Here is a 20,607-nt window from a genome sequence, read left to right as displayed (position 1 = left end):
CGCCCTCAGCGCTCGAGGGCGGCGATCACCTCGCCGGCGTGGCCCTCGACGACCAGCTGGGCGAGGTCGCGCAGCTTGACGTTGAGCCGGTTGCTCAGGGTCACCAGGCGGGCGAAGGCCTCGTCGGCGTCCACCCCGAAGCGGGCCATGAGGACCCCCTTGGCCTGGTCGATGACCGCCCGGGAGGTCAGCGCCTTCTCCAGGTTGGCGGCCAGGTCCCGCAGCGCCTCGCGCTCGGCGACGCTCTGCAGGACGCCGCCGACGGCGGCGGCCACGAGCTCGGCGATCCGGCGGCTGTCGGGACCGAACGCGCCGGCCGTGGACGAGTACACGTTCACCACACCCACCGGCTGCTCGCCCTCCCGGAGGGGGAGGGCCACGACGCTGCGGACGTCGCCCGGCGCCAGGCGGGCCAGGGTGGGCCACCGCTCGTCGGTGGTGACGTCGGGACACAGCACCACCGTGCCGGTGAGGTGGGCCTCCCAGCACGGGCCCTCCCCGGCCTGCATCTGCAGCCCGTCGAAGGCCTGCGCGGTCGCCGAGTCGCTGCTCAGCTGCTGCGGGTCCAGCGGCGACCCCACCGTGATGCTCACCGAGTCCGCGGCCGGGACGGCGCTGCGCACGAGGACGGCCATGCGGCCGAGGAGGCGTTGCCGGTCGTCGTCGCCGATCGGGAGGGTGGACAGCTCGGAGAGTGCGGCCGCCAGCCCCAGGGACTCCGTGGCGGTCAGCTCCGGCGTGGAGCCGCCGGCGCGGGACCCCGCGGTGGGGTCCTGCACGGGGACGAGCACCCACTGCAGCCGGGTCTGCTCGGTCTGCCCGGCCGCGGTGTCGGTGAAGCCGAAGAGGTCGGCCGGGGTGCGGGAGTCCCGGCGGCCGCGGACCCGGACCCGCAGGCGCTGCTCGGTCGCCGTCCCGGACGAGAGGGTCCGCACTGCGGACCGGAAGGCGGTGCTGTCACCGGGGTCGAGGTAGAGGCTCAGCGGCTTGCCGCGCAGCCGCTGCGGCGGCACCTGCACGTGGGCCGCGAGCGCCGAGTTGACGTCGACCAGCGCGCCGGCACCGTCGGTGGTGCACAGCGCGACGGGGACCAGCCCGGAGAGGTGGCTGCGCCAGCGCCGCTCGGACTCGTAGCGGGTCAGCAGGTGCTCGATCTGCTCCTGCTGGACACGCAGCTCCTCCTCGGCCACCCGCAGCTCCTCGTGCGCGACCTGCAGGTCGGCCAGGCTGCTGAGGGCCTCGTCGGCGCGCAGCGCCTCCGTGCGGCGCGACCCGTCGTCAGCGGTGCGGCTCACAGGAGCCTCCTCGGGTCCGGGGGGGGGGCGCGCGAGGACTCACCGCCCGCGGTCGGCCGGGGGCGCGCGGTGGCCGGCCGGCGGATGGATGCCGTGTTCGGCGGCGCTGGCGTGGTCCTCCGCCGCCTCCCGCCGGTGCTCGGCCGCGCGACGGCGGTGTTCCTCGGGGTCCCCCGCGCCGCGCTCCGCGGCCTTCTCGTGCGCCTCGGCGGCCGCCTCGTGGCTCCGTGCGGCTCGCTCGTGGCCGGAGGCGGCGCGGTGCAGGGCCCGCTCGGCGTGCTGGGCGGCCTCCTCGGCCCGCTCCCTCGCGGACCGGACGTCGTCGTCGGAGGACGGGCGCGCGGGGTCCATGCGGGCCAGCCGGTCGCCCAGCTCCCGGGCGCGCCGTGCCGCCTCCGCGGCCCGGATGGCCGCGCGACGCCCGGGGTCGTCGACGTCCATGGCCCGATCCTCCACCCGGCCCGGGCGTGTCGCACAGGCGTCGGCGCGCGGCTAGGTGGCCGGTGCCCCCTGCAGCCGGGGCAGGACCCGCGCGGTGAACAGGTCGACGACCTCCTGCCGCGCAGCGCCCTCGCCGACGGGTGAGAAGACCAGCGTCTCGGCGCCGGCGTCGGCGTACTCGCGGGCCCGTGCCGCGACCCGGTCGGGGTCGCCGTGCAGCAGGTAGCGGTCGGCCAGCGGGGCGAAGTCCTGCTGGTAGACCGCGCTGACGGTGTCGACCACCTGCTGCCGGGACCGGGCCGGGTCCTCGCCGACGCCGCCCCAGCAGAACACCGCGCCGCGCACCGCGGCCGGGTCCCGGCCCGCGGCCTCCGCCGCCTGCCGGACCTCGGCGAGGCTGCGGGCGAGCTGGTCCGGCGTGTACATGTACGGCATCCACACGTCCCCGGACCGGCCGGCCCTGCGGATGGCCGCCGGCCGCCGTCCGCCCAGCCAGACCGGTGGGCCGCCGGGCTGCACCGGCCCGGGGTCGAGGGCGAGGCCGGGCACGCGGGTGAACCGTCCGGTGAAGTCGACCGGGCCGCCGGCCCACAGCGCGCGGAGCAGCTCCAGCGCCTCGTCGGCCCGCGCCCCCCGCTGCGCCACGTCGGTGCCGGCGGCCTCGAACTCCGGCGGGTGCTCACCGCCCACGCCCACGCCGAGGTCGAAGCGGCCGCCGCTGACCCGGTCGAGGGTGGTGGCCAGCTTCGCCGCCAGCGCCGCGGGGTAGAGCGGCAGCACGGTGAGCGAGCTGAGCAGCCGGATGCGGCTGGTCGCGCCGGCCGCCGCGGCCAGCACGACGAAGCCGTTGGCGACCGGGCCGTGGAAGAAGAGGTGCTCACCGGTGGCCACGCCGTCGTAGCCGGCGTCCTCGGCGGCCCGGGCCTCGGCAGCGACGGCGGTCTGGTCGCCGCCGAGGGTCAGGACGACGCGCATCAGCCGTGCTCGGCGACCAGCTCGGTGTCCACGCCGATCCGGCCGACCTTCGAGGCGCCGCCGGGACTGCCCAGCGGCGCGTCGCGGCCGGGCAGGGGCTCGACGAAGAACCGCCGGTTGTCGTCGATGTGCGGCTCGTTCTCGTCGGTGACCCGGCGGTCCTGGGCGATGGCCTCCACCGGGCACACCGGCTCGCAGGCGCCGCAGTCGATGCACTCCTTGGGGTTGATGTAGAGCTTGCGGTCGCCCTCGTAGATGCAGTCGACCGGGCACTCCTCGACGCAGGACATGTCCGTGGTGTCGATGCACTCGGCGCCGATGACGTAGGGCACGGGGCTGTCTCCCTGGGTGTGGGCCGGTTCAGGCGTGCGCGGTCGCGCCCAGGCCGGCGGGGTCGTCGCTGCTGTGGCCGGGGAAGAGGGGCTGGTCGGGGTCGAGGTAGGTGGCGGCGTTGTTCACCGCGGTCGCAGCCTCCCCGAAACCGACGGAGATCAACCGGACCTTGCCGGCGTACTCGGTGATGTCCCCGGCCGAGTAGACGCCCGCGACGGAGGTGCGCATCGCGGTGTCGACGAGGATCTTGCGGTCGACGATGTCGATGCCCCACGTCTCGAGCGGTCCGATGTCGGCGGTGAAGCCGAGCGCGGCGATGACCGCCTGCGCCTTGTACGGCGTCACGGTGCCGTCCTTGGTCCGCACGTGCACGGTGTGCAGCGCGCCGTCGCCGTCGACGCGGTCCCCCTCGAGGTGGTCCACCTGGGCGTCGGTGACGACCACGGTCCGGCCGCGCTCCATGTCGGCGACGCTGGCCGCGTGCGCGCGGAAGTGCTTCCGGCGGTGCACCAGGGTCACCGAGGCGGCGATGGGCTCCAGGGCCAGGGCCCAGTCGACGGCGCTGTCCCCGCCGCCGACGATGACGACGTCCTGACCGGCGTGCGCGGCCAGCTCCTTCACCACGTAGGTCAGGCCGCGGCCCTCCCACTCCGCACCGCCGGGCAGCGGTCGTGGCGTGAAGGTGCCGATCCCCCCCGTGACCACGACGGCGCCGCAGGCGATGCGGGTGCCCTTGTCGGTGGTGACGACGAGCCGGTCGCCGGGCCGCGGGCGGTGCCCGGCCTCGTCGGTCAGCGTCTCGGCCCGCTCGCCGAGCACGTACACCGGGTCGAAGCGGGCGGCCTGCTGCACCAGCCCGGCGACGAGGTCGCGGCCCTTGATCCCGGGGAAGCCCGCGACGTCGTAGATCATCTTCTCCGGGTACAGCGCCGTGACCTGGCCGCCGGGTTCGGCGAGGCTGTCGACGAGCGCTGTCCGCAGGCCGCGGAACCCGGCGTAGTAGGCGGCGTACAAGCCGGCCGGGCCCGCGCCCACCACGAGCAGGTCGACGTCGACGTCCCGTCCGCTGCCGGTGGCGGAGGCCGGGAGCGCCGTGTCCGTCACGGTCATGCGGGTCCTCCCGTCGTGGGTGCCGGCCCGAGGTTGTCGGGCCGGACGGCGCCGCTGAGCCGCTCCAGGGCGAGCTCGCGGATTCGGAAGCGCTGCAGCTTGCCGGTGGCGGTGGTCGGCAGTTCGGGGAAGACGAGCACGTGCCGGGGCCGCTTGAAGGCGGCCAGCCCCGCGCGGCAGAAGTCGACCAGGTCGTCCTCGGGCACCGCCTGGCCGGGCAGCAGGACGACACAGGCGACCGGCTTGTCCAGCCCGTCGGCGTCCGGGAGGGAGACCACCACCACCTGGTTGACCGCCGGGTGCTGGCGCAGCCGCTCCTCGACCTCGGTCGGGGACACCCAGATGCCGCCGGCCTTGATGATGTCGTCGGTGCGGCCGAGGGAGGTGTAGTAGCCGTCGGCGCTGCGCACGTAGGTGTCACCGGTGCGCACCCACGGACCCTGGAACACCCGCCGGGTGACCTCGGTCCGCTGCCAGTAGCCCGTGGCCGCGGAGCTGCCGCGGACGTAGAGGTGGCCGGGAGTGCCGTCGGCCACCGGGGCGCCTTCGTCGTCGACGATCTTGGCCTCGTAGCCGGCGACGATCTCCCCGGTCGAGCCGGCGCGCGTCCGTCCGGGCCGGCCGCTGATGAAGATGTGCAGCATCTCCGTCGAACCGATGCCGTCGAGCATCTCCACGCCGAAGGCGCCGGTGAAGCGCTCGAACAGGGCCGCCGGGAAGGCCTCCCCGGCGGAGACGCAGGCCCGCACGCTGGTGAAGGCGTCAGCGGGCAGCCCCGCGGCCAGCAGCGCCGCGTAGTAGGTGGGCCCGCCGAAGAACAGGGTGGGCCGGTGCTCCTGCAGGATGCGCAGCGTGCTGGCCGGGCTGGGCCGGGCCCGGTCGAGCACCGTGCTCGCCCCCACGGCGAACGGGAAGGTCATCGTGTTGCCCAGGCCGTAGGCGAAGAAGAACTTCGCCACGGAGAAGGTCACGTCGTCCGGGCCGATGGCCAGCACGTCGCGGGCGTAGGTCTCGGCGGTGTCCCGCAGCGAGCCGTGCCGGTGCATGGCGCCCTTCGGCGTGCCGGTGGTCCCCGAGGTGTAGAGCCAGAAGGCGGGGGAGTCGGCGACCGTCGGGTAGGGCTCGGCGACCTGCTCGAGGAAGTCGCCACCGGCGGCGACGAAGGACTCCCAGGACCGCACACGGGCACCGGCGACGTCCGGGAGGGACCCCTCACCCAGCACGACGACGTCGGCGAGGTCGCGCAGGCCGCCGAGGGCGGGGGCCAGCTCGGTGAACTCGGAGCTGAGCGCGACCAGCCGGGCCCGGCAGTCGGTGGCCAGCAGGGCGATGTCCTTGGGCGTGAGCATGGTGCTGACCGGCACGGGGACGGCGCCGATGCGCAGGCCGGCCAGGAAGGCGGTGAGCAGCTCCGGGGTGTCGCCCATGCACAGCAGCAGCCGCTCCTCGGGCCGGACGCCGGAGCCCACCAGCGCCGCGGCGAACCGCGTGACCGCCTCGTCGAGCTCGGCGTAGGTCAGCGTCCGCACGCTGCCGTCGAGGTCGATCGCGGTGATCGCCCGCCGGCCGGGCGTGGCCCGGGCGTGCCGGGTGACCAGCCACTCGGCGGCGTTGAACGGTTCGGGGCCGGGCGGCGGCGCGGCCGGGAGCGGGAGGTCGGGTGGGGCGGTGTCGAGGGTGGCCACGCTGCTCAGCCCTTCGGAGGGTGATCCCCGGCGATCATGGAGCGCGGGAGGCGACCCGCCGACCGGGACCGGCGTGTCGCCTCCGCGACTCCATGATCGTCGGGGGAGGGGGATCAGAAGCGGACGTAGTCGTACTCGACCGGCAGCGAGTTGATGCCGACCGACGGAGGGGAGATCCAGCCGGCGAACTCACCGGGCTCGTAGTGCGGGACCATCAGCTCGGCGACCCGGGCGTGGTCCTCCGCCGACGGCAGCCACTCGCCGACCGCGCGCTCCCAGGTGGCGTCGTCGAGGATCTCGCCGGTGGGCGAGACGTGGTGCCCGGAGAACGCGCCGACCTTGCGGTTGAAGCCCTGGTGGGGCAGGTACAGCCGCTCCTCGAGCCCGGCCTCCTCGAGCTCCTGGTTCCACCGCTTGACGCCGTTCTTGCAGTCCTCGGCGTACTCGGAGCGCAGGTCGTAGTTGAGCGCGGTGAGCATCGGGACGGTGCGGGTGGTGATCTGCCCGTCCTCGACCACCGGGATGTCCATCGTGAGGTCGGTGAGGACGTGGTCGTCCTTGCGTCGGGTCTCCATCCAGCGGCCCTTGAGCCCGGCGGTGTAGTAGGACGCCACGTTGGAGGAGGTCTCGGAGCCGAAGAGGTCCATCGACACCGAGTAGTGGAAGTTCAGGTACTTCTGGATGACCGACAGCGGGATGCCCCCGTACTGCCAGATGTCGTCGGTCCCGTGCTGCTTCATCAGCTCGGCGGTCCGCTGGACGGTGCGCTGCACCCCCGTCGTCCCGACGAACATGTGGTGCGCCTCCTCCTTGAGCATGAACTCGCAGGTGCGCGCCAGCGGGTCGAAGCCGCTCTCCTTCAGCGTCCCGAGCTGGTACTTGCCGTCCCGGTCGGTGAAGTAGGTGAACATGAAGAACGACAGCCAGTCGGTCGTCTCCTCGTTGAAGGCGCCGAGGATGCGCGGGGAGTCGTAGTCGCCGGAGTTGCGCTTGAGCAGCTCCTCGGCCTCCTCGCGGCCGTCCTTCCCGAAGTAGGCCTGGAGCAGGTAGACCATCGCCCACAGGTGGCGGCCCTCCTCCACGTTGACCTGGAAGAGGTTGCGCATGTCGTACAGCGACGGTGCGGTCATGCCCAGGTGCCGCTGCTGCTCGACCGAGGCGGGCTCGGTGTCGCCCTGGATGACGATCAGCCGGCGCAGGTCCGAGCGGTACTCGCCGGGCACCTCCTGCCAGGCCGGCTCGCCCTTGTGCTGCCCGAAGTTGACCTTCCGGTCGGGGTCGCGCTCGGCGAGGAAGATGCCCCACCGGTACTGCTCCATCGGCACCCGGTCGAAGTGCGCCCAGCCGTCGCGACCGACCGCGATCGCGGTGCGCAGGTAGACGTCGTGGGTGGGGATCGACGGGCCGAGGTTCTTCCACCAGTCGAGGAACTTCGGCTGCCAGCCCTCCAGCGCCCGCTGCAGCTTGCGGTCACCGGCCAGGTTCACGTTGTTGGGGATGCGCTCGCTGTAGTCGATCTTCGACAGCGGTCCGGTGGGCTGGGGGGCGTCACCGGTGACCGTGCCGCTCTGGGGGGTGGACTCGGTCGTGGGGCCGGGTCGGGTGGGGGAAGTCGATGCAGTCATGCTCAGACCCGCTTCCTGTCGTAGTCGGCCCGCTTGCCGGTGCCGTACCGGCGCAGCGCTCCTTCCGGGCCAGCGGCGTTGGGCCGCTGGAAGATCCAGTTCTGCCAGGCGGTGAGCCGGCCGAAGACCTTGGTCTCGGGGGTCTCCCGGCCGGCGAAGCGGAGGTTGGCCTCCATGCCGGTGAGCGCGTCGGGGGAGAAGCTCGCGCGCTCCTCGATGACCAGCCGGATCTCGTCCTCCCAGTCGATGTCGTCCGGGGTGCTGGTCACCAGGCCCAGCTCGGCGGCGTCCGCGGCGAGCAGGTCCCGGCCGACGGCGGCCTCCGCGGCGGCGAGCTCGTCGGCGCTGCCCAGGAAGCGGACCTGGAGCCGGGAGAGGTCGTTGCTCATCGGCAGCAGCCCGGTGTTGAACTCGTCGAGCCGGATCACGGCGGGCGGCAGCGGGTCCTCGTCGTCCTCGAACTGCCCGTCGAGCATGAACTGCCGGTCGGCGGCGAAGGCGATCTCGGCCAGTGTGCCGACGAAGCACGAGCCGGGCTCGATGAGCGCGAACAGGCTGCGGCTGGTGGTGTCCAGCCGCTTCACCGTGCGGCGGTAGAAGCCGATGGTCTCGTTGACCAGCCAGTGCTCGCGGTGGGCCAGCAGGAACTCGTCGTAGGCGGCAGTGGTGGCCACGTCGCCCTCGGTGCGCAGCAGCCAGGTGCCGACCGCCAGCTCGTTGGTGCGCAGCCGCAGGATGGCGTCGTCGAGCTCCCGGGTGGTGGCCAGCAGCCAGGCGCCGTCACCCTGCTCCTGCAGCTCCTCGACGCCGGCCGGGACCGCGGTCGGGCCGAGGACGGTGATCGCTGCCGTGCCCGAGCCGCGGTCGAGGACGACGCGGACGTGCTCGTAGCGGGTGGTGTCGCCGTCGACCTCACGCCGCAGCGGGGTCAGCTGCACGCCGACGGCGCCGGCGCCGGGGCGGTGGGAGCGGGCGGCCAGCCCGGCAGCGCGGCGGGCGACCTCGGCGTCGAAGTCGCGGGCCTTGACCGTGGCGTCCACCAGCCGCCACTGGACGGCGCGCTCCCCGCGGATCCCCTCGGCGGTGGTGGAGAAGACGTCGGCCAGGTCGCGGCGCACGCCGCGCTTGTCGACCACCCGGGTGAGCCCGCCCGTGCCAGGGAGGACGCCGAGTAGGGGCACCTCCGGCAGCGAGACGGCCGAGGAGTTGTCGTCGACCAGCACGATCTCGTCGCAGGCCAGCGCGAGCTCGTACCCGCCGCCGGCCGCGGTGCCGTTGACCGCGGCGAGGAAGGGCAGGCCGGAGTGCGCGGAGGCGTCCTCGAAGCCGTTGCGGGTCTCGTTGGTGAACTTGCAGAAGTTCACCTTCCAGCTGTGCGGGGAGGCCGCGAGCATCTTGATGTTCGCGCCGGCGCAGAACATCCGCTCCTTGGCGCTGGCGACGACCACCGCCTTGACCTCGGGGTGCTCGAACCGGATCCGCTGCACCGCGTCGTGCAGCTCGATGTCCACCCCGAGGTCGTAGCTGTTCATCTTCAGCTCGTAGCCGGGGACGATCCCGCCGTCCTCGGCGACGTCGAGGGTCAGCGTCGCGACCTCGCCGTCCACCGACAGCGTCCAGTGCCTGTACTGCTCCGGCGAGGTGTCGAAGGAGACCTCGGTGGTCGCGCCCGGCTCGGCGACCGGAGCCGGGCCCTCGGTCGTGGCCGAGTGGTCTTCGAGGGTCGTCACGGGACCTCCAGGGGGTGCGGGCAGGTGGTGTGGTGCGGACCACACGGCCGTGGCCCCATCCTGACGTGCTACACGACGATGCGCAAGCAGCGATATGTCTGTAGAGGACCCGCCGGGGTGGCGCCGGTCGCAGGATCCGGTGTCAGGCTGGGGGAGTCCCAGGACGAGGGAGGGTGCCGGCATGACCACGACGGGTGCGCGCACGGGCACGAGGAGCTGGGTGCACGACCCGGACCCGCGGTGGGACGCCGACCGCGAGCGGGTGTTCGCCACCATCGCAGAGGTGGTGTTCCCCACCGTGTCCCGCACGCCGGGCGAGCGGCTCGCGGCGACCTGGTGGCGGGTCGAGGACGCCGGCCGGGTGGTCGGCTACGGGTGGCTGGACGACGTCTGGGGGGACGCGGAGATCCTGCTGGCCGTCGAGGAGGGCGCCCGGGGCACCGGTGCCGGCGCGTTCGCGCTGGCCCGGCTGGAGGAGGAGGCGGCCGCCCGCGGGCTGAACTACGTCGTCAACGTCGTCCGGCCGGCACACCCCGACCGCGAGGCGGTGACCGCCTGGTTCCTGGCCCACGGGTTCCGCGCCGACGAGGAGGGGCGGCTGCGCAAGCGGGTGGCCGGCCGGTCGCCCGCCGTCGGCGGGTCTGCTGGTGGGTCCGTCGACCGCGGGCGGCAGGAGCGCTATGCCTCCGCACGGGAGCGGGCCGCGGCGCGGGGGCACACCTACGATCCGCCCGGTCCCACCGGCGACATGGGCCCGGGGCACGAGGAGAGCGGCGGCTACGTCGACCCGGAGCACCACCGTTTCTGATGTCGTCCTACCGGACGACACCGCGGCCAGGTGCCGTCCCCGACCGCCGCTGAGCCCCTCCGGCCGTTCGTCGGGGACCCTCCGGGCCCCGCTCCGCGCGGCCCCGCGGCCAGGTGCCGTCCCCGACCGCCGCTGAACCCCTCCGGCCGTTCGTCGGGGACCCTCCGGGCCCCGCTCCGCACGGCACCGCGGCCAGGTGCCGTCCCCGACCGCCGCTGAGCCCCTCCGGCCGTTCGTCGGGGACCCTCCGGGCCCCGCTCCGCACGGCCCTGCGGCCAGGTGCCCTCCCCGTCAGGAGACGCCGAGGAGGGCGTGCGCGACCGAGCTGTCGCGGCGGAAGTCGAGGGTGGGGGAGCGGTGCACGACGCGCCCCTTGTCCATCACCGCGATCTCGTCGGCCACGGCGAAGGCCAGGTGCAGGTCCTGCTCCACCACGAGCAGCGTCGTGCCCTCCGCCTTCATGCCGGCGATCGCGGCGCCGATGAGGTCGACCACTGCCGGGGCCAGCCCGTCCGAGGGCTCGTCCATGAGCACCAGCCGCGGGTTGGTGAGCAGCGCGCGGGCGATCGCGAGCATCTGCTGCTCGCCGCCGGAGAGCTGCCCGGCCGCGTGCCGGCGGCGCTCGCCGAGGCGGGGGAGCAGCTCGAGCACCCGGGCCACGTCCCACGGGCCGCGGCCCCGGCCGCGCCGCGCGGCGAGGTCGAGGTGCTCGGTCACGGTGAGCGGGGCCCAGACGCGCCGGCCCTGCGGCACGATCGCCACCCCGGCCCGCGCGACGACGTCGGGACGGCGGCCGGTCAGGTCGGTGCCGTCCACCCGCACGCTCCCGGCCGACGGCGTCACCAGCCCCATGAGGGTGTGCACCAGCGTGGTCTTGCCGACCCCGTTGCGGCCGAGCAGCCCCAGCACCCGGCCGGCCGGCACGTCGAGGTCGACGCCCTGCAGGACGGTGCTGCGCTTGTAGCCCGCGCGTACGTCACGGACCTCGAGCACTCAGCTCACCTCCAGCCGGGCCGGCCCGGAGCCGTCCAGGAACAGCGACTCCCGCCCGGTGCCGAGGTAGGCCTCCTGCACCGCGGCGCTGGCCCGCACCTCGTCGGGGCTGCCGGTCAGCAGCACCCGGCCCAGGTGGAGCACGGTCACGGAGGTGGCCAGGGCGAACACGACGTCGAGGTCGTGCTCGACGATCACCAGGGTGATCGAGTCGGGCAGCGCCTGGAGCAGCCCGACCAGCCGGGTGCTCTCCGCGGGGGACATCCCGGCGGCGGGCTCGTCGAGCAGCAGCAGCGTCGGCTCGCAGGCGAGTGCCACGGCGACCTCGAGCTGGCGCCGCTCGCCGTGGGACAGTGCCGCCACCGGCGTCGCGGCCCGGCCGGCCAGGCCGACGTCGGCCAGCAGCGCCCGCGAGCGCTCCCGGGCCGCGGCCTGCCGGCGGGGCACCAGCGAGTGCCGGCTCCGGTGCTGCCGCTGGGCGGCCAGCAGCACGTTCTGCTCCGCCGTCTGGCTGAGGAACAGGCTGGAGTGCTGCAGGGTCTGGCTCACGCCGCGCCGGGCGCGCTGTGGTTCCGACAGCCGGGTGACGTCCTCGCCGGCGAGGGCCACCGTGCCCGACGAGACCCGCATGGCGCCGGTGACCAGCCGGAACAGCGTGCTCTTCCCGGCACCGTTGGGGCCGATCAGCGCGTGCCGGGCACCGGCCGGGACCTCCAGCGAGACGTCGTCCACGGCGGCGAGCGCGCCGAAGGAGCGGCTGACGCCGTCGAGGGACAACAGGGGGGTGCTCATGCGGGGGCCTCCCTGTCGCGCCGGCGGCCGGCCAGTCCGGCGAGCCCGGCCACGCCGCGGGGCAGCACGTACACCGCGACGACGAAGACCACGCCCAGCAGCAGCGGGCCGTGTCCGTCGAGCGTCGGGCCGAAGGTGTCGCGGACGAGGACGACGACGGCCGCGCCGAGCGCCGGGCCCCACAGCGACCCCGCTCCGCCCAGGACCACCGCCAGCAGCATCAGCGCGCTCGTCGTGAAGCCGGCGTCGCTGGGGTTGACGATCCGCACCAGGCCGGCGAACAGCCCGCCGGCCAGTCCCGCGAAGCCGCCCGCGAGGGCGAAGGCTGCGTACTTGTAGCGGAACGGCGAGTAGCCCAGCGAGCGCATGCGGGGCTCGTTGTCGCGGATGCCGCGCAACGTGGCGCCGAACGGCGAGCGGGCGACCAGCCACAGGCCGACGGCGCCGAGCAGGACCACGGCCAGGACGAACCAGTACACGTACCCGGCCAGGGTCAGCGGCGTGCCGGCGACCCGGACCGACGGGATGCCGAACAGGCCGTTGGAGCCGCCGGTCACCGAGGACAGCGACTGCGCCAGCTGGTGGACCAGCTCGCCGATCGCCAGCGTGAGCATCAGGAAGAAGACCCCGCCGCTGCGCACCGCGAGCCACCCGGTCGCCGCGGCCGCGACCGCGCCGGCCGCCGCGGCCGCCAGCACGGTGACCAGCCCCTCGCTGGTCCAGTGGATGGCCACCAGGCCCGCGGTGTAGGCGCCGATCCCGAACCAGGCGGCGTGCCCCAGCGAGGGCAGCCCGGTGATCCCCACCAGGAGGTCGAGGCTCATCGCGAACAGCGCGAACACCAGGATGCGCGAGACCGTGGTGGTCCCGAACGGGTCGACGAACAGCGGCACCGCGGCGAGCACCGCCAGCAGGGCCAGGCCCAGGACGGCGGCCAGCGACCGGCTGCGTCGGCGCGACGGGGGCACCGCGGCCGGGGCGCCGTCCGCGGTGCTGACGACCGGGGGACTCTCCACGGTCATGAGTGGGCCACCTTCCCGGCGAAGAGTCCACGGGGTCGGACGATGAGCACCAGGGCGAGGGTGCCGAAGAGGATGAACGAGGCCAGGTCGGGCAGCAGCGCACGGCCCAGCGACTCCACCTGGCCGATGACCAGCGCCCCGATGAGCGCCCCGCGGATCGAGCCGAGGCCGCCGATGACCACGACGACGAGCGCGAGCAGCAGGATCGTCTCGTCCAGCCCCGGGCGGGCGCCGTACACCGGAGCGGCGAGGACCCCGGCGACGGTCGCGAGCATCGACCCGATGCCGAGGACGGCGACCTTCACCTTGCGGTTGTCGATGCCCATCGCCGAGACCATCTCCCGGTCGGCCACGCTGGCCCGCACCAGCGCGCCCACCGAGGTCCGCTCCACGACCAGCCAGACGACCAGGGCGAGCACCAGGCCGACCCCGATGACCAGCAGCCGGTAGGCCGGGTAGGCGCTGCCCGCGACGTCCACGCTGCCGTCGAGGCCCGGGGGCGGGGAGACCGAGCGGACGTCGTTGCCGTACACGATCGAGAGCACCTCGGCGACGACCAGCGAGATGCCGAGGGTGAGCAGCGCCTGGTCCAGGATCGGCCGCCGGGCCAGCGGCTCGGTCATCCCCGACAGCGCGCCGCCGGCCAGCAGGCCGATGACGGCGGCGACACCGAGCGCGGCGAGGAAGCCGCCCCACGAGTCCCCGGCGAGGAAGCTGACCGACAGGTAGGAGCCGATGAGGAAGAACGCACCGTGGGCCAGGTTCAGCACGTCCATCATCCCGAAGACGATGGACAGCCCGACGGCGAGGACGAACAACAGCGCGCCGATGGCGAAGCCGTTGAGGATGCTGACGAGGTTCGCGTCGAACCAGCCGAGCACGGGGGGTTGCTCCTCTCCGGTCGCCGGGTGCGCGGCGACGTCCGCGCACCCGGCGTCCGCGCCGGTCAGGGCTGGGGGAAGACGCCGAGCTCCTCGACGACGGAGTTGACCAGGGTGCCGTTCTCGTCGACCACCTCGCGGAGGTAGACCGCCTGCTCCGGCGTCTGGTTGCTGAAGCTCCACGGCCCCCGGGGGCTGTCGTCGATCTCGCCCAGGCCGCCGAGGGCGTCGGTGACCGCCTGGCCGCCGGTCTCGCCGGCCTCCGTCAGCGCCCGGGCCAGCACGTTGGCGGCGTCGTAGGCCTGGACGGCGTAGGTCGTCGGCAGTTCGTCGTAGGCCTCCTGGTAGGCCTGCACGAACTCGGCGTTGGTCTGGTTGTCGATCTCGGTGGAGTAGTGCAGCGTCGTCCGGACGCCGACGGCCGCGGGGCCCTGGGCGTCGAGGACGCTCCCCTCGGTGAGGAAGCCGGACCCGTACAGCGGGATGGTGTCCTTGAGGCCGAAGTCGGCGTACTGCTGGACGAAGCTGACCGCCTCGCCGCCGGCGTAGAAGACGAAGGTCGCCGCCGCGCCGGAGGACTGGATCCCGGAGAGGAACGGCTGGAAGTCCTGCGTGGTGCCGAACGGCGTCAGCGCCTGGCCGGCCACCGTGCCGCCTCCGGCGGTGTAGGCCTCGGTGAACCCGGCGACCACCTCCTGGCCGGCGGCGTAGTCGGGGGCCATGACGTACACCGGGCCGATGCCCTGAGCGGCCAGGTGCTCACCCATCGCGGCCGCGATCTGGGCGTTGGTGAACGACGAGCGCCAGACGTACGGGCTGGCGGCGTCCTTGGTGATCGCCTCCGCGCCGGCGTTGGCCACGATCAGCGGCACCTGGGACTCGGTGACCTGCTCGGCCACGCCGAGCGCGGTGGCCGAGTTGACGATCCCGACGAGCGCGTCGACGTCACCCTCGGTCAGCAGCCGCTGGACGGCGGGGACGCCGGTGTCCGGGCCCTCGCCCTCGTCGGCGGTCACGGTCTCCACCGTGAACCCGCCCATCTCCCCGCCGTTCTGCTCCAGCCACAGGTCCCAGCCCTGCTGCATGTCCTCGCCCAGCGGCGTGTAGACCCCGGCCTGGGGGATCACCAGGCCGACACGCACGGTGCCGCCGCCCTCGCCGCCCTCGCCGCCGCCCCCGTCGTCCTCGCCGAGGCTGCCGCCTCCGCACGCCGCCATGGCCAGGGTGAGGACTCCGACGCCGAGGCCGCCGAGCAGACGCCGACCGGACAGGTGTTGCACCACGGGCACACTCCGGAGGTCGCGACGTGCTACATCGCACGCCTTGTGCTGCCGAACCCTGTAGTGCGCTCCGCAGGTGTGTCAAGGGTCACACAGCTGTTCCGGCCGGGCTGGTGTCGATCTGTGACCTGCGTGGTCGACCCGGGGCCGACCGTGCGAGCCCGGCGACACGGGGTGTCACGATGAGCAGCGTGGAGGTCGTCGAGGGACCGTTCGTCACCCGCCGGCAGGAGCTGGGAGCCGCCAGCGCGCGCAGCCTGCTGCTCACGGTGCTGGGCGAGTTCGTGCTGCCCAGCGGCCGACCGGTGTGGACCGCCAGCCTCATCGACCTGCTCGCCGACCTCGACGTCGCCGAGAAGGCGGCGCGGCAGGCCATCATGCGCACCGCGGACAGCGGCTGGATCGAGGCCAGCCGGATCGGTCGGGAGACGCGCTGGTCGTTGACCGCGGCCGGCACCCGGCTGCTCCGGGAGGGCACGGAGCGCATCTACGGTTTCGCCGCCGACGACCGCGCCTGGGACGGCCGCTGGCTGGTGCTCTCGGTCGGCGTCCCGGAGAACAACCGGGCGGTGCGCCAGCGGCTGCGCACCCAGCTCGGCTGGGCCGGGCTGGGCTCGCTGGACGCGGCCACCTGGGTGACGCCGCGGGTCGACCGCGAGCAGGAGGCCCGCCGGGTGCTCGGGGAGCTCGACCTGCTCGCCGTCAGCTGGTCCTTCGTCGCCACCGCCGGCGTGGTCGGGGACGAACGCTCGCTGGCCCGCACCGCCTGGGACCTCGACGCCATCGAGCGCCGCTACGAGGACTTCCTCGAGCTGGTCGGCCGACGACGGCCGCGCACGGACCGGCAGGCGCTGGTGGCGCAGGTCCGGCTCGTGCAGGAGTGGCGCCGGTTCCCGCTGCTCGACCCCGGGCTGCCCCGGGAGCTGCTGCCGCCGCGCTGGAGCGGCAGCCGGGCGGCGGAGGTCTTCCGCGAGCGGCACGCCTCCTGGGCGCCGCGCGCGCAGCGGGCCTGGACGGAGCTCACCGCCGACCGCTGAGGACCTCGTCGTCCCCCCGGACGGCACCGCGTCCGGCCCCCTCCTCGGCGTCCCCGAGCGTGCGAGGGGTCCCAGGACGGGGTTCTCTCTCACGCGGGGACGGGGTGACGCTCCAGCCACGCCCGCCCGGCGTCGGTGAGCACCCGCATGTCGCGCTCGGCCTGCAGCAGCGGCGGGTCCTGGCGGTACAGCCGGGCCACCAGGTGGCTGTCGGGGGCCAGCTGCCGGGCGATCTGGTGTGCCTCCAGCTTGTGCAGCCGCCCGCCGGGCGCCTGGGCGAACCGGCGCAGGAGCGCCGCCTGGGCCTGCTCGGGGTCGACCCGGTCCCGGGGCGCGGCGGCCGCGGCCGGCTCCTCGTCCAGCAGTGCGGTGATCGCCCGGGAGAAGGTCTGCACCAGGTCGCGGATGCGGTCGTCACGGGAGGGGGCGACCGCGCCGCCGCCCGAGCCCTGCCAGGTGCGCTGCGGGTGCCGGCGCAGGTACTCCTGCTCCAGCTCGAGCATGCGCTCGGTGTGGGTGCGGAACTGTTCCGCGGTGCCGTGCAGGAAGACCCAGTGCCGCATCGCGTGGGCGTGCACGCCCTGACGCTCCAGCTCCTCGTCGGACAGTTCGCGCGCCGGGATGCCCGGTCGGTCGGTCATGGCCGCTCCCCTTCCTGCACCGTCCACCCGGCCGCCGGTGACCGGGGTCACATCGTGCGGGGTGCGGTGCCGGGCTGTCACCTCGCGGGCCACGGGAGGACGGACCCGCCGGGGCGCCCGGGGGAGCTGTGCCGGTCCGTGCCCCTGGCCATGCCAGTGGCGCGCCTCACTCCGGGAGGGTGCGGATGCGGATCGCGGTGGTGGGTGGCGGCCCCGGCGGCCTCTTCCTGTCCGTCCTGCTGCGAAGGGCGACCCCACCCGCGAGGTCACCGTCTTCGAGCGCGACCGGGCAGAGGACACGTCCGGCTTCGGCGTCGTCTTCTCCGACGCCACCCTGGCCGGCATCCACGACGCCGATCCCGTGCTGCGGACCGCCCTCACCGAGCACGGCGTGCACCGGGACCCGATCGACGTGCGTGCACGGCGAGCGGCGTCGCCGTCCTCCGCCCTGGCGCGTCCCTGACGCTGGAGGAGGTGCGCGGGTCGATGGCCGCCGCGGACGTGGCCCGGTACGAGTGGCCCGAGCAGCTCGCGGTGGTCCCCGAGCTGCCGACGACCAAGATGGACAAGAAGGGGACGTCGCCGCCCGGCCGGCCCGTGCCGTCGACGGCTGACCGGGACGTCCGCGACGCGGACCCGGCGTGCGCCGCGCCCCTCGCGTCCGCCGGTCAGGTGCGCTCCCGTTCCGGGAAGGGCTCCGCAGCCGCCGCGGCCCGCCGCCCCGGCGCCACGACGAGCGCCACGCCGACCGTGGTGACGGCGATCCCGAGCAGCGAGACCGGTGACAGCCGCTCCCCGAACAGCAGGTACGCCTCCACCGCGGTTGCCGGGGGCACGAGGTAGTAGAGGCTGGACACCCCGGCCGCCGTGCCGTGCCGGAGCAGGAGGAGCAGGAGGAGGACGGCGCCGAGGGACAGGACGACGACCAGCCAGACGAACGCCGCGACGAACTCGCCGGTCCAGCGGATGGTGGTGTCCTCGGTGGTCACGGCGATCGCCAGCAGCAGCACGGACGCCGCGGCGTACTGCACGGCGGTGCCCGACACCAGCGGCACCTCGTCGCCGTGCCGCTTCTGGTAGAGGGTGCCCGCGGTGCCTGCCGCCAGGCCGACTCCGCAGGCCAGCACTCCGGAGAGCGGGAGCGGACCGGTGGCGCCGACGTCGGCGAGGCCGGGCCCGACCACCAGGCACACGCCGGTCAGGCCCAACACGAACCCGGCCCACTGCCGGGCGGTGACCCGCTCGCCGAGCAGCCGCGCGGCCAGGACGGCGACCAGCACCGGCTGCACGCTGACCACGACCGCCGACACGCCGGCCGGGACGCCCACCGAGATGCCGTAGAAGACCCCGCCGAGGTAGCCGGCGTGCAGCAGGACCCCGGCCACGGCGGCGTGCCGGTACTGGCGCCGCCCGCGCGGCAGCTGGGACCGCACGGCGAGGGCCAGCCCGGCCAGCAGGACGGCGGCGACGACCAGCCGGACGCCGAGGAAGGTGAACGGCTCCGCGTACGGCAGGCCGTACTTGGCCCCCACGAAGCCGGTGCTCCAGAGCAGGACGAACAGCGCCGGCCCGCCGAGGCGGAGCAGGCGGGGAGGTGGGCTCACGGCCGCCAGCGTGCGTGCCGGGTGCCCGTCGCGCCCGTCCGCACCAGTTCCAGCCGCGGCCGCGGGCCCTCGGTGCGCCCGGTCTGCGGCGGCCGGCTGCCCGCCCGGAACGGCGCCGGCCACTCCGCGCCCGGCCCGCGGTAGCCCTGGTCCGCGGCGGCGTGCAGCGTCCACTGCGGGTCGTACAGGTGCGGCCGGCCCAGCGCGCACAGGTCCGCCCGGCCGGCGAGCAGGATCGAGTTGACGTCGTCCCAGCTGGAGATGGCCCCGACGGCGACGACCGCGACGCCGAACTCCCGACCGACCTCGTTGCGGATCCGGTCGGCGTAGGGCGTCTGGTAGCTGCGGCCGAACGCCGGCCGTTCCTCCTTGACCACCTGCCCGGTCGACACGTCGATGCCGTCGGCGCCGTGCTCGGCGAAGGCCCGCGCGACCGCGACGGCGTCGTCGACGTCGGTGCCGCCCTCGAACCAGTCGGTCGCCGAGATGCGCACGGTCATCGGCCGCTGCGCCGGCCACGCGGCGCGCACGGCCTCGAACACCTCCAGCGGGAAGCGCAGCCGGTTCGCCAGTGGCCCGCCGTAGCGGTCGGTGCGGTGGTTGGACAGGGGGGAGATGAACGACGACAGCAGGTAGCCGTGCGCGCAGTGCAGCTCGAGCACGTCGAAGCCGGCCCGGGCCGCGGAGCGGGCGCTGTCCACGAACTGCTCCCGGATGGTCTCCAGGTCGGTCTCGGTCAGCTCGCGAGGCACCTGGTTGGCGGGGGAGTAGGGGACCGCGGAGGGACCGACGACCTCCCAGTTGCCCTCGGGCAGCGGCTCGTCGATGCCCTCCCACATGAGCCTGGTGGAGCCCTTGCGGCCGGAGTGGCCCAGCTGGACGCCGATCCTGGCGTCGGTGGCGCCGTGCACGAAGTCGACGACCCGTGCCCAGGCAGCCTCCTGCTCAGGCGTGTAGAGCCCTGAGCACCCAGGGGTGATCCGGCCCTCGGCGGAGACGCAGACCATCTCGGTCATCACCAGGCCGGCCCCGCCCAGCGCCTTGCTGCCCAGGTGGACGAGGTGGAAGTCGGTGGGCAGCCCGTCCACGGCGGAGTACACGTCCATCGCCGAGACGACGACCCGGTTCTTCAGCTCCAGGCCGCCGAGCCGGAACGAGTGGAACATCGGCGGCCGCGGGTCGGCCGGCTCGGGCTGGCTGCGGGCGAACCAGGCGTCGACCTCGGCGACGAACTCCGGGTCGCGCAGCCGGAGGTTGTCGTGGGTGACCCGCCGGCTGCGCGTGATGATGTTGAAGGCGAACTGCTCGGGCTCCTGGTGGACGTAGCGGCCGATGTCCTCGAACCACTCCAGGCTGGCCTGCGCCGCGCGCTGGGTGGACAGCACGACCGGCCGCCGCTCGGCCTCGTAGGCCGACAGTGCGGCGTCGAGGTCGGGCTGCTCGTGCAGGCAGGCGGCCAGGGCGAGGGCGTCCTCCATCGCCAGCTTGGTGCCCGACCCGATCGAGAAGTGCGCGGTGTGCGCGGCGTCCCCGAGCAGCACCACGTTGCCGTGCCGCCAGGTCTCGTTCCGCAGGGTCGCGAAGGCCAGCCACTTGGAGTTGTTCGCGTGCACCCGGTGGCCGCCCAGCACGCCGGAGAACAGCTCCTCGACCAGCGCGATCGACTTGGTGTCGCTCTCGCCGGGGGGCAGGTCGAGGGCGGCGACGTCGCCGAATGCGCGCTGCCAGACGTCCTCGTGACACTCGACGATGAACGTGCTGCCGGTGCGGTCGTAGGGGTAGCCGTGGATCTGCATGACGCCGAACGGCGTCTCCTCGACGTAGAACTCGAACGCCTCGAACACCAGGTCGGTGCCGAGCCACATGTACCGGCAGCGTCGGGTCTCGACGGTGGGCCGGAAGACGTCGGCGTACCGCGTGCGCACGGCCGAGCGGGCGCCGTCCGCGGCCACGACGAGGTCGTGCTCCCGGCGCAGCTGCTCGGGGTCGGGCACCTCGCTGCGGAAGTGCACAGGAACGCCGAGGCCGGCACAGCGCCGCTGCAGGACGCGCAGCAGTTCCCGGCGGCTCATGGCCGCGAACCCGTGGCCGCCGGAGGTGGTGACCCGGCCGCGGTGGTGGACGTCGATGTCGTCCCACCGGGCGAAGTGGCGGGCCATCTCGCGAAAGACCACCGGGTCGGCGTGCTCGATGCCCCCGAGGGTCTCGTCGGAGAAGACGACACCGAAGCCGAAGGTGTCGTCGGGCGCGTTGCGCTCCCACACGGTGACCTCGTGCGCGGGGTCGAGCTGCTTGACCAGGGCGGCCAGGTAGAGCCCGCCCGGTCCGCCGCCGGCCACCGCGATCCGCATGCCG

General features: G+C 74.2%; 18 protein-coding genes. 2 read left to right on the top strand and 16 right to left on the bottom strand.

The window, feature by feature from the left end; all coding sequences use genetic code 11:
- Nucleotides 1-5: 5 nt before the first annotated feature.
- From ACI79C_RS08765 to boxC, 8 genes are all read right to left on the bottom strand, one after another.
- Nucleotides 6-1,295 (bottom strand): ANTAR domain-containing protein, encoded by a 1,290-nt coding sequence (locus ACI79C_RS08765; RefSeq protein WP_456945251.1) that lies wholly within the window; start codon nucleotides 1,293-1,295, stop codon nucleotides 6-8.
- Between the two features lie 39 nt (nucleotides 1,296-1,334).
- The gene (locus ACI79C_RS08760; protein ID WP_456945250.1) at nucleotides 1,335-1,736 is read right to left on the bottom strand and encodes a hypothetical protein; all 402 of its coding nucleotides are present in this window, start codon (nucleotides 1,734-1,736) and stop codon (nucleotides 1,335-1,337) included.
- Between the two features lie 51 nt (nucleotides 1,737-1,787).
- Nucleotides 1,788-2,711 (bottom strand): LLM class flavin-dependent oxidoreductase, encoded by a 924-nt coding sequence (locus tag ACI79C_RS08755; protein ID WP_456945249.1) that lies wholly within the window; start codon nucleotides 2,709-2,711, stop codon nucleotides 1,788-1,790.
- Complete coding sequence (gene fdxA / locus ACI79C_RS08750) at nucleotides 2,711-3,043, bottom strand: ferredoxin (RefSeq protein ID WP_456945248.1); 333 nt, start codon at nucleotides 3,041-3,043, stop codon at nucleotides 2,711-2,713. Before fdxA ends, ACI79C_RS08755 begins: the two co-directional genes overlap by 1 nt.
- A 28-nt stretch (nucleotides 3,044-3,071) precedes the next feature.
- Nucleotides 3,072-4,154: an NAD(P)/FAD-dependent oxidoreductase gene (locus ACI79C_RS08745; RefSeq protein WP_456945247.1), complete on the bottom strand. Its 1,083-nt coding sequence runs from the start codon at nucleotides 4,152-4,154 to the stop codon at nucleotides 3,072-3,074.
- Nucleotides 4,151-5,839 (bottom strand): benzoate-CoA ligase family protein, encoded by a 1,689-nt coding sequence (locus ACI79C_RS08740; RefSeq protein ID WP_456945246.1) that lies wholly within the window; start codon nucleotides 5,837-5,839, stop codon nucleotides 4,151-4,153. The genes ACI79C_RS08745 and ACI79C_RS08740 overlap by 4 nt, the downstream gene beginning before the upstream one ends.
- Before the next feature lie 113 nt (nucleotides 5,840-5,952).
- The gene (gene boxB / locus ACI79C_RS08735; RefSeq protein ID WP_456945245.1) at nucleotides 5,953-7,464 is read right to left on the bottom strand and encodes a benzoyl-CoA 2,3-epoxidase subunit BoxB; all 1,512 of its coding nucleotides are present in this window, start codon (nucleotides 7,462-7,464) and stop codon (nucleotides 5,953-5,955) included.
- Nucleotides 7,465-7,466: 2 nt separating this feature from the next.
- Nucleotides 7,467-9,194, bottom strand: a complete 1,728-nt coding sequence (gene boxC / locus ACI79C_RS08730) for a 2,3-epoxybenzoyl-CoA dihydrolase (RefSeq protein WP_456945244.1) — start codon at nucleotides 9,192-9,194, stop codon at nucleotides 7,467-7,469.
- Nucleotides 9,195-9,375: 181 nt separating this feature from the next.
- Here boxC and ACI79C_RS08725 point away from each other — a divergent pair, with 181 nt between their 5' ends.
- On the top strand, nucleotides 9,376-10,002 hold the full coding sequence (locus ACI79C_RS08725) for a GNAT family N-acetyltransferase (protein ID WP_456945243.1): 627 nt from the start codon (nucleotides 9,376-9,378) through the stop codon (nucleotides 10,000-10,002).
- A 291-nt stretch (nucleotides 10,003-10,293) separates the two neighbouring features.
- Here ACI79C_RS08725 and ACI79C_RS08720 read toward each other — a convergent pair whose 3' ends face one another.
- The 5 genes from ACI79C_RS08720 to ACI79C_RS08700 form a co-directional block, all read right to left on the bottom strand.
- A complete protein-coding gene (locus tag ACI79C_RS08720) occupies nucleotides 10,294-10,995 on the bottom strand; it encodes an ABC transporter ATP-binding protein (RefSeq protein ID WP_456945242.1) in 702 nt (233 codons plus the stop codon).
- Nucleotides 10,996-11,787: an ABC transporter ATP-binding protein gene (locus ACI79C_RS08715; protein WP_456945241.1), complete on the bottom strand. Its 792-nt coding sequence runs from the start codon at nucleotides 11,785-11,787 to the stop codon at nucleotides 10,996-10,998. It abuts the gene before it with no gap.
- Nucleotides 11,784-12,809 carry a branched-chain amino acid ABC transporter permease gene (locus tag ACI79C_RS08710; protein WP_456945240.1) on the bottom strand — a complete coding sequence of 342 codons (1,026 nt, stop codon included), beginning with the start codon at nucleotides 12,807-12,809 and terminating at the stop codon, nucleotides 11,784-11,786. Before ACI79C_RS08710 ends, ACI79C_RS08715 begins: the two co-directional genes overlap by 4 nt.
- Nucleotides 12,806-13,690, bottom strand: coding sequence for a branched-chain amino acid ABC transporter permease (locus tag ACI79C_RS08705; protein ID WP_456945239.1), 885 nt, complete (start codon nucleotides 13,688-13,690; stop codon nucleotides 12,806-12,808). Before ACI79C_RS08705 ends, ACI79C_RS08710 begins: the two co-directional genes overlap by 4 nt.
- A gap of 65 nt (nucleotides 13,691-13,755) precedes the next feature.
- Nucleotides 13,756-14,973: an ABC transporter substrate-binding protein gene (locus ACI79C_RS08700; protein WP_456945238.1), complete on the bottom strand. Its 1,218-nt coding sequence runs from the start codon at nucleotides 14,971-14,973 to the stop codon at nucleotides 13,756-13,758.
- A 179-nt stretch (nucleotides 14,974-15,152) separates the two neighbouring features.
- Here ACI79C_RS08700 and ACI79C_RS08695 point away from each other — a divergent pair, with 179 nt between their 5' ends.
- Complete coding sequence (locus tag ACI79C_RS08695; protein ID WP_456945237.1) at nucleotides 15,153-16,007, top strand: PaaX family transcriptional regulator; 855 nt, start codon at nucleotides 15,153-15,155, stop codon at nucleotides 16,005-16,007.
- An 89-nt stretch (nucleotides 16,008-16,096) separates the two neighbouring features.
- Here the strand turns inward: ACI79C_RS08695 and ACI79C_RS08690 are convergent, their stop codons facing one another.
- The 3 genes from ACI79C_RS08690 to ACI79C_RS08680 all read right to left on the bottom strand — a co-directional run bounded on the left by ACI79C_RS08690 (nucleotide 16,097) and on the right by ACI79C_RS08680 (nucleotide 20,603).
- Nucleotides 16,097-16,648 carry a DUF6158 family protein gene (locus tag ACI79C_RS08690; RefSeq protein WP_456945236.1) on the bottom strand — a complete coding sequence of 184 codons (552 nt, stop codon included), beginning with the start codon at nucleotides 16,646-16,648 and terminating at the stop codon, nucleotides 16,097-16,099.
- Between the two features lie 668 nt (nucleotides 16,649-17,316).
- Nucleotides 17,317-18,252, bottom strand: a complete 936-nt coding sequence (locus ACI79C_RS08685) for a DMT family transporter (protein ID WP_456945235.1) — start codon at nucleotides 18,250-18,252, stop codon at nucleotides 17,317-17,319.
- On the bottom strand, nucleotides 18,249-20,603 hold the full coding sequence (locus ACI79C_RS08680) for a bifunctional salicylyl-CoA 5-hydroxylase/oxidoreductase (RefSeq protein ID WP_456945234.1): 2,355 nt from the start codon (nucleotides 20,601-20,603) through the stop codon (nucleotides 18,249-18,251). Before ACI79C_RS08680 ends, ACI79C_RS08685 begins: the two co-directional genes overlap by 4 nt.
- Between the last annotated feature and the right edge of the window lie 4 nt (nucleotides 20,604-20,607).

It is taken from the genome of Geodermatophilus sp. SYSU D00697, assembly GCF_054050175.1.
This window is presented reverse-complemented; position numbering and strand designations above follow the sequence as displayed.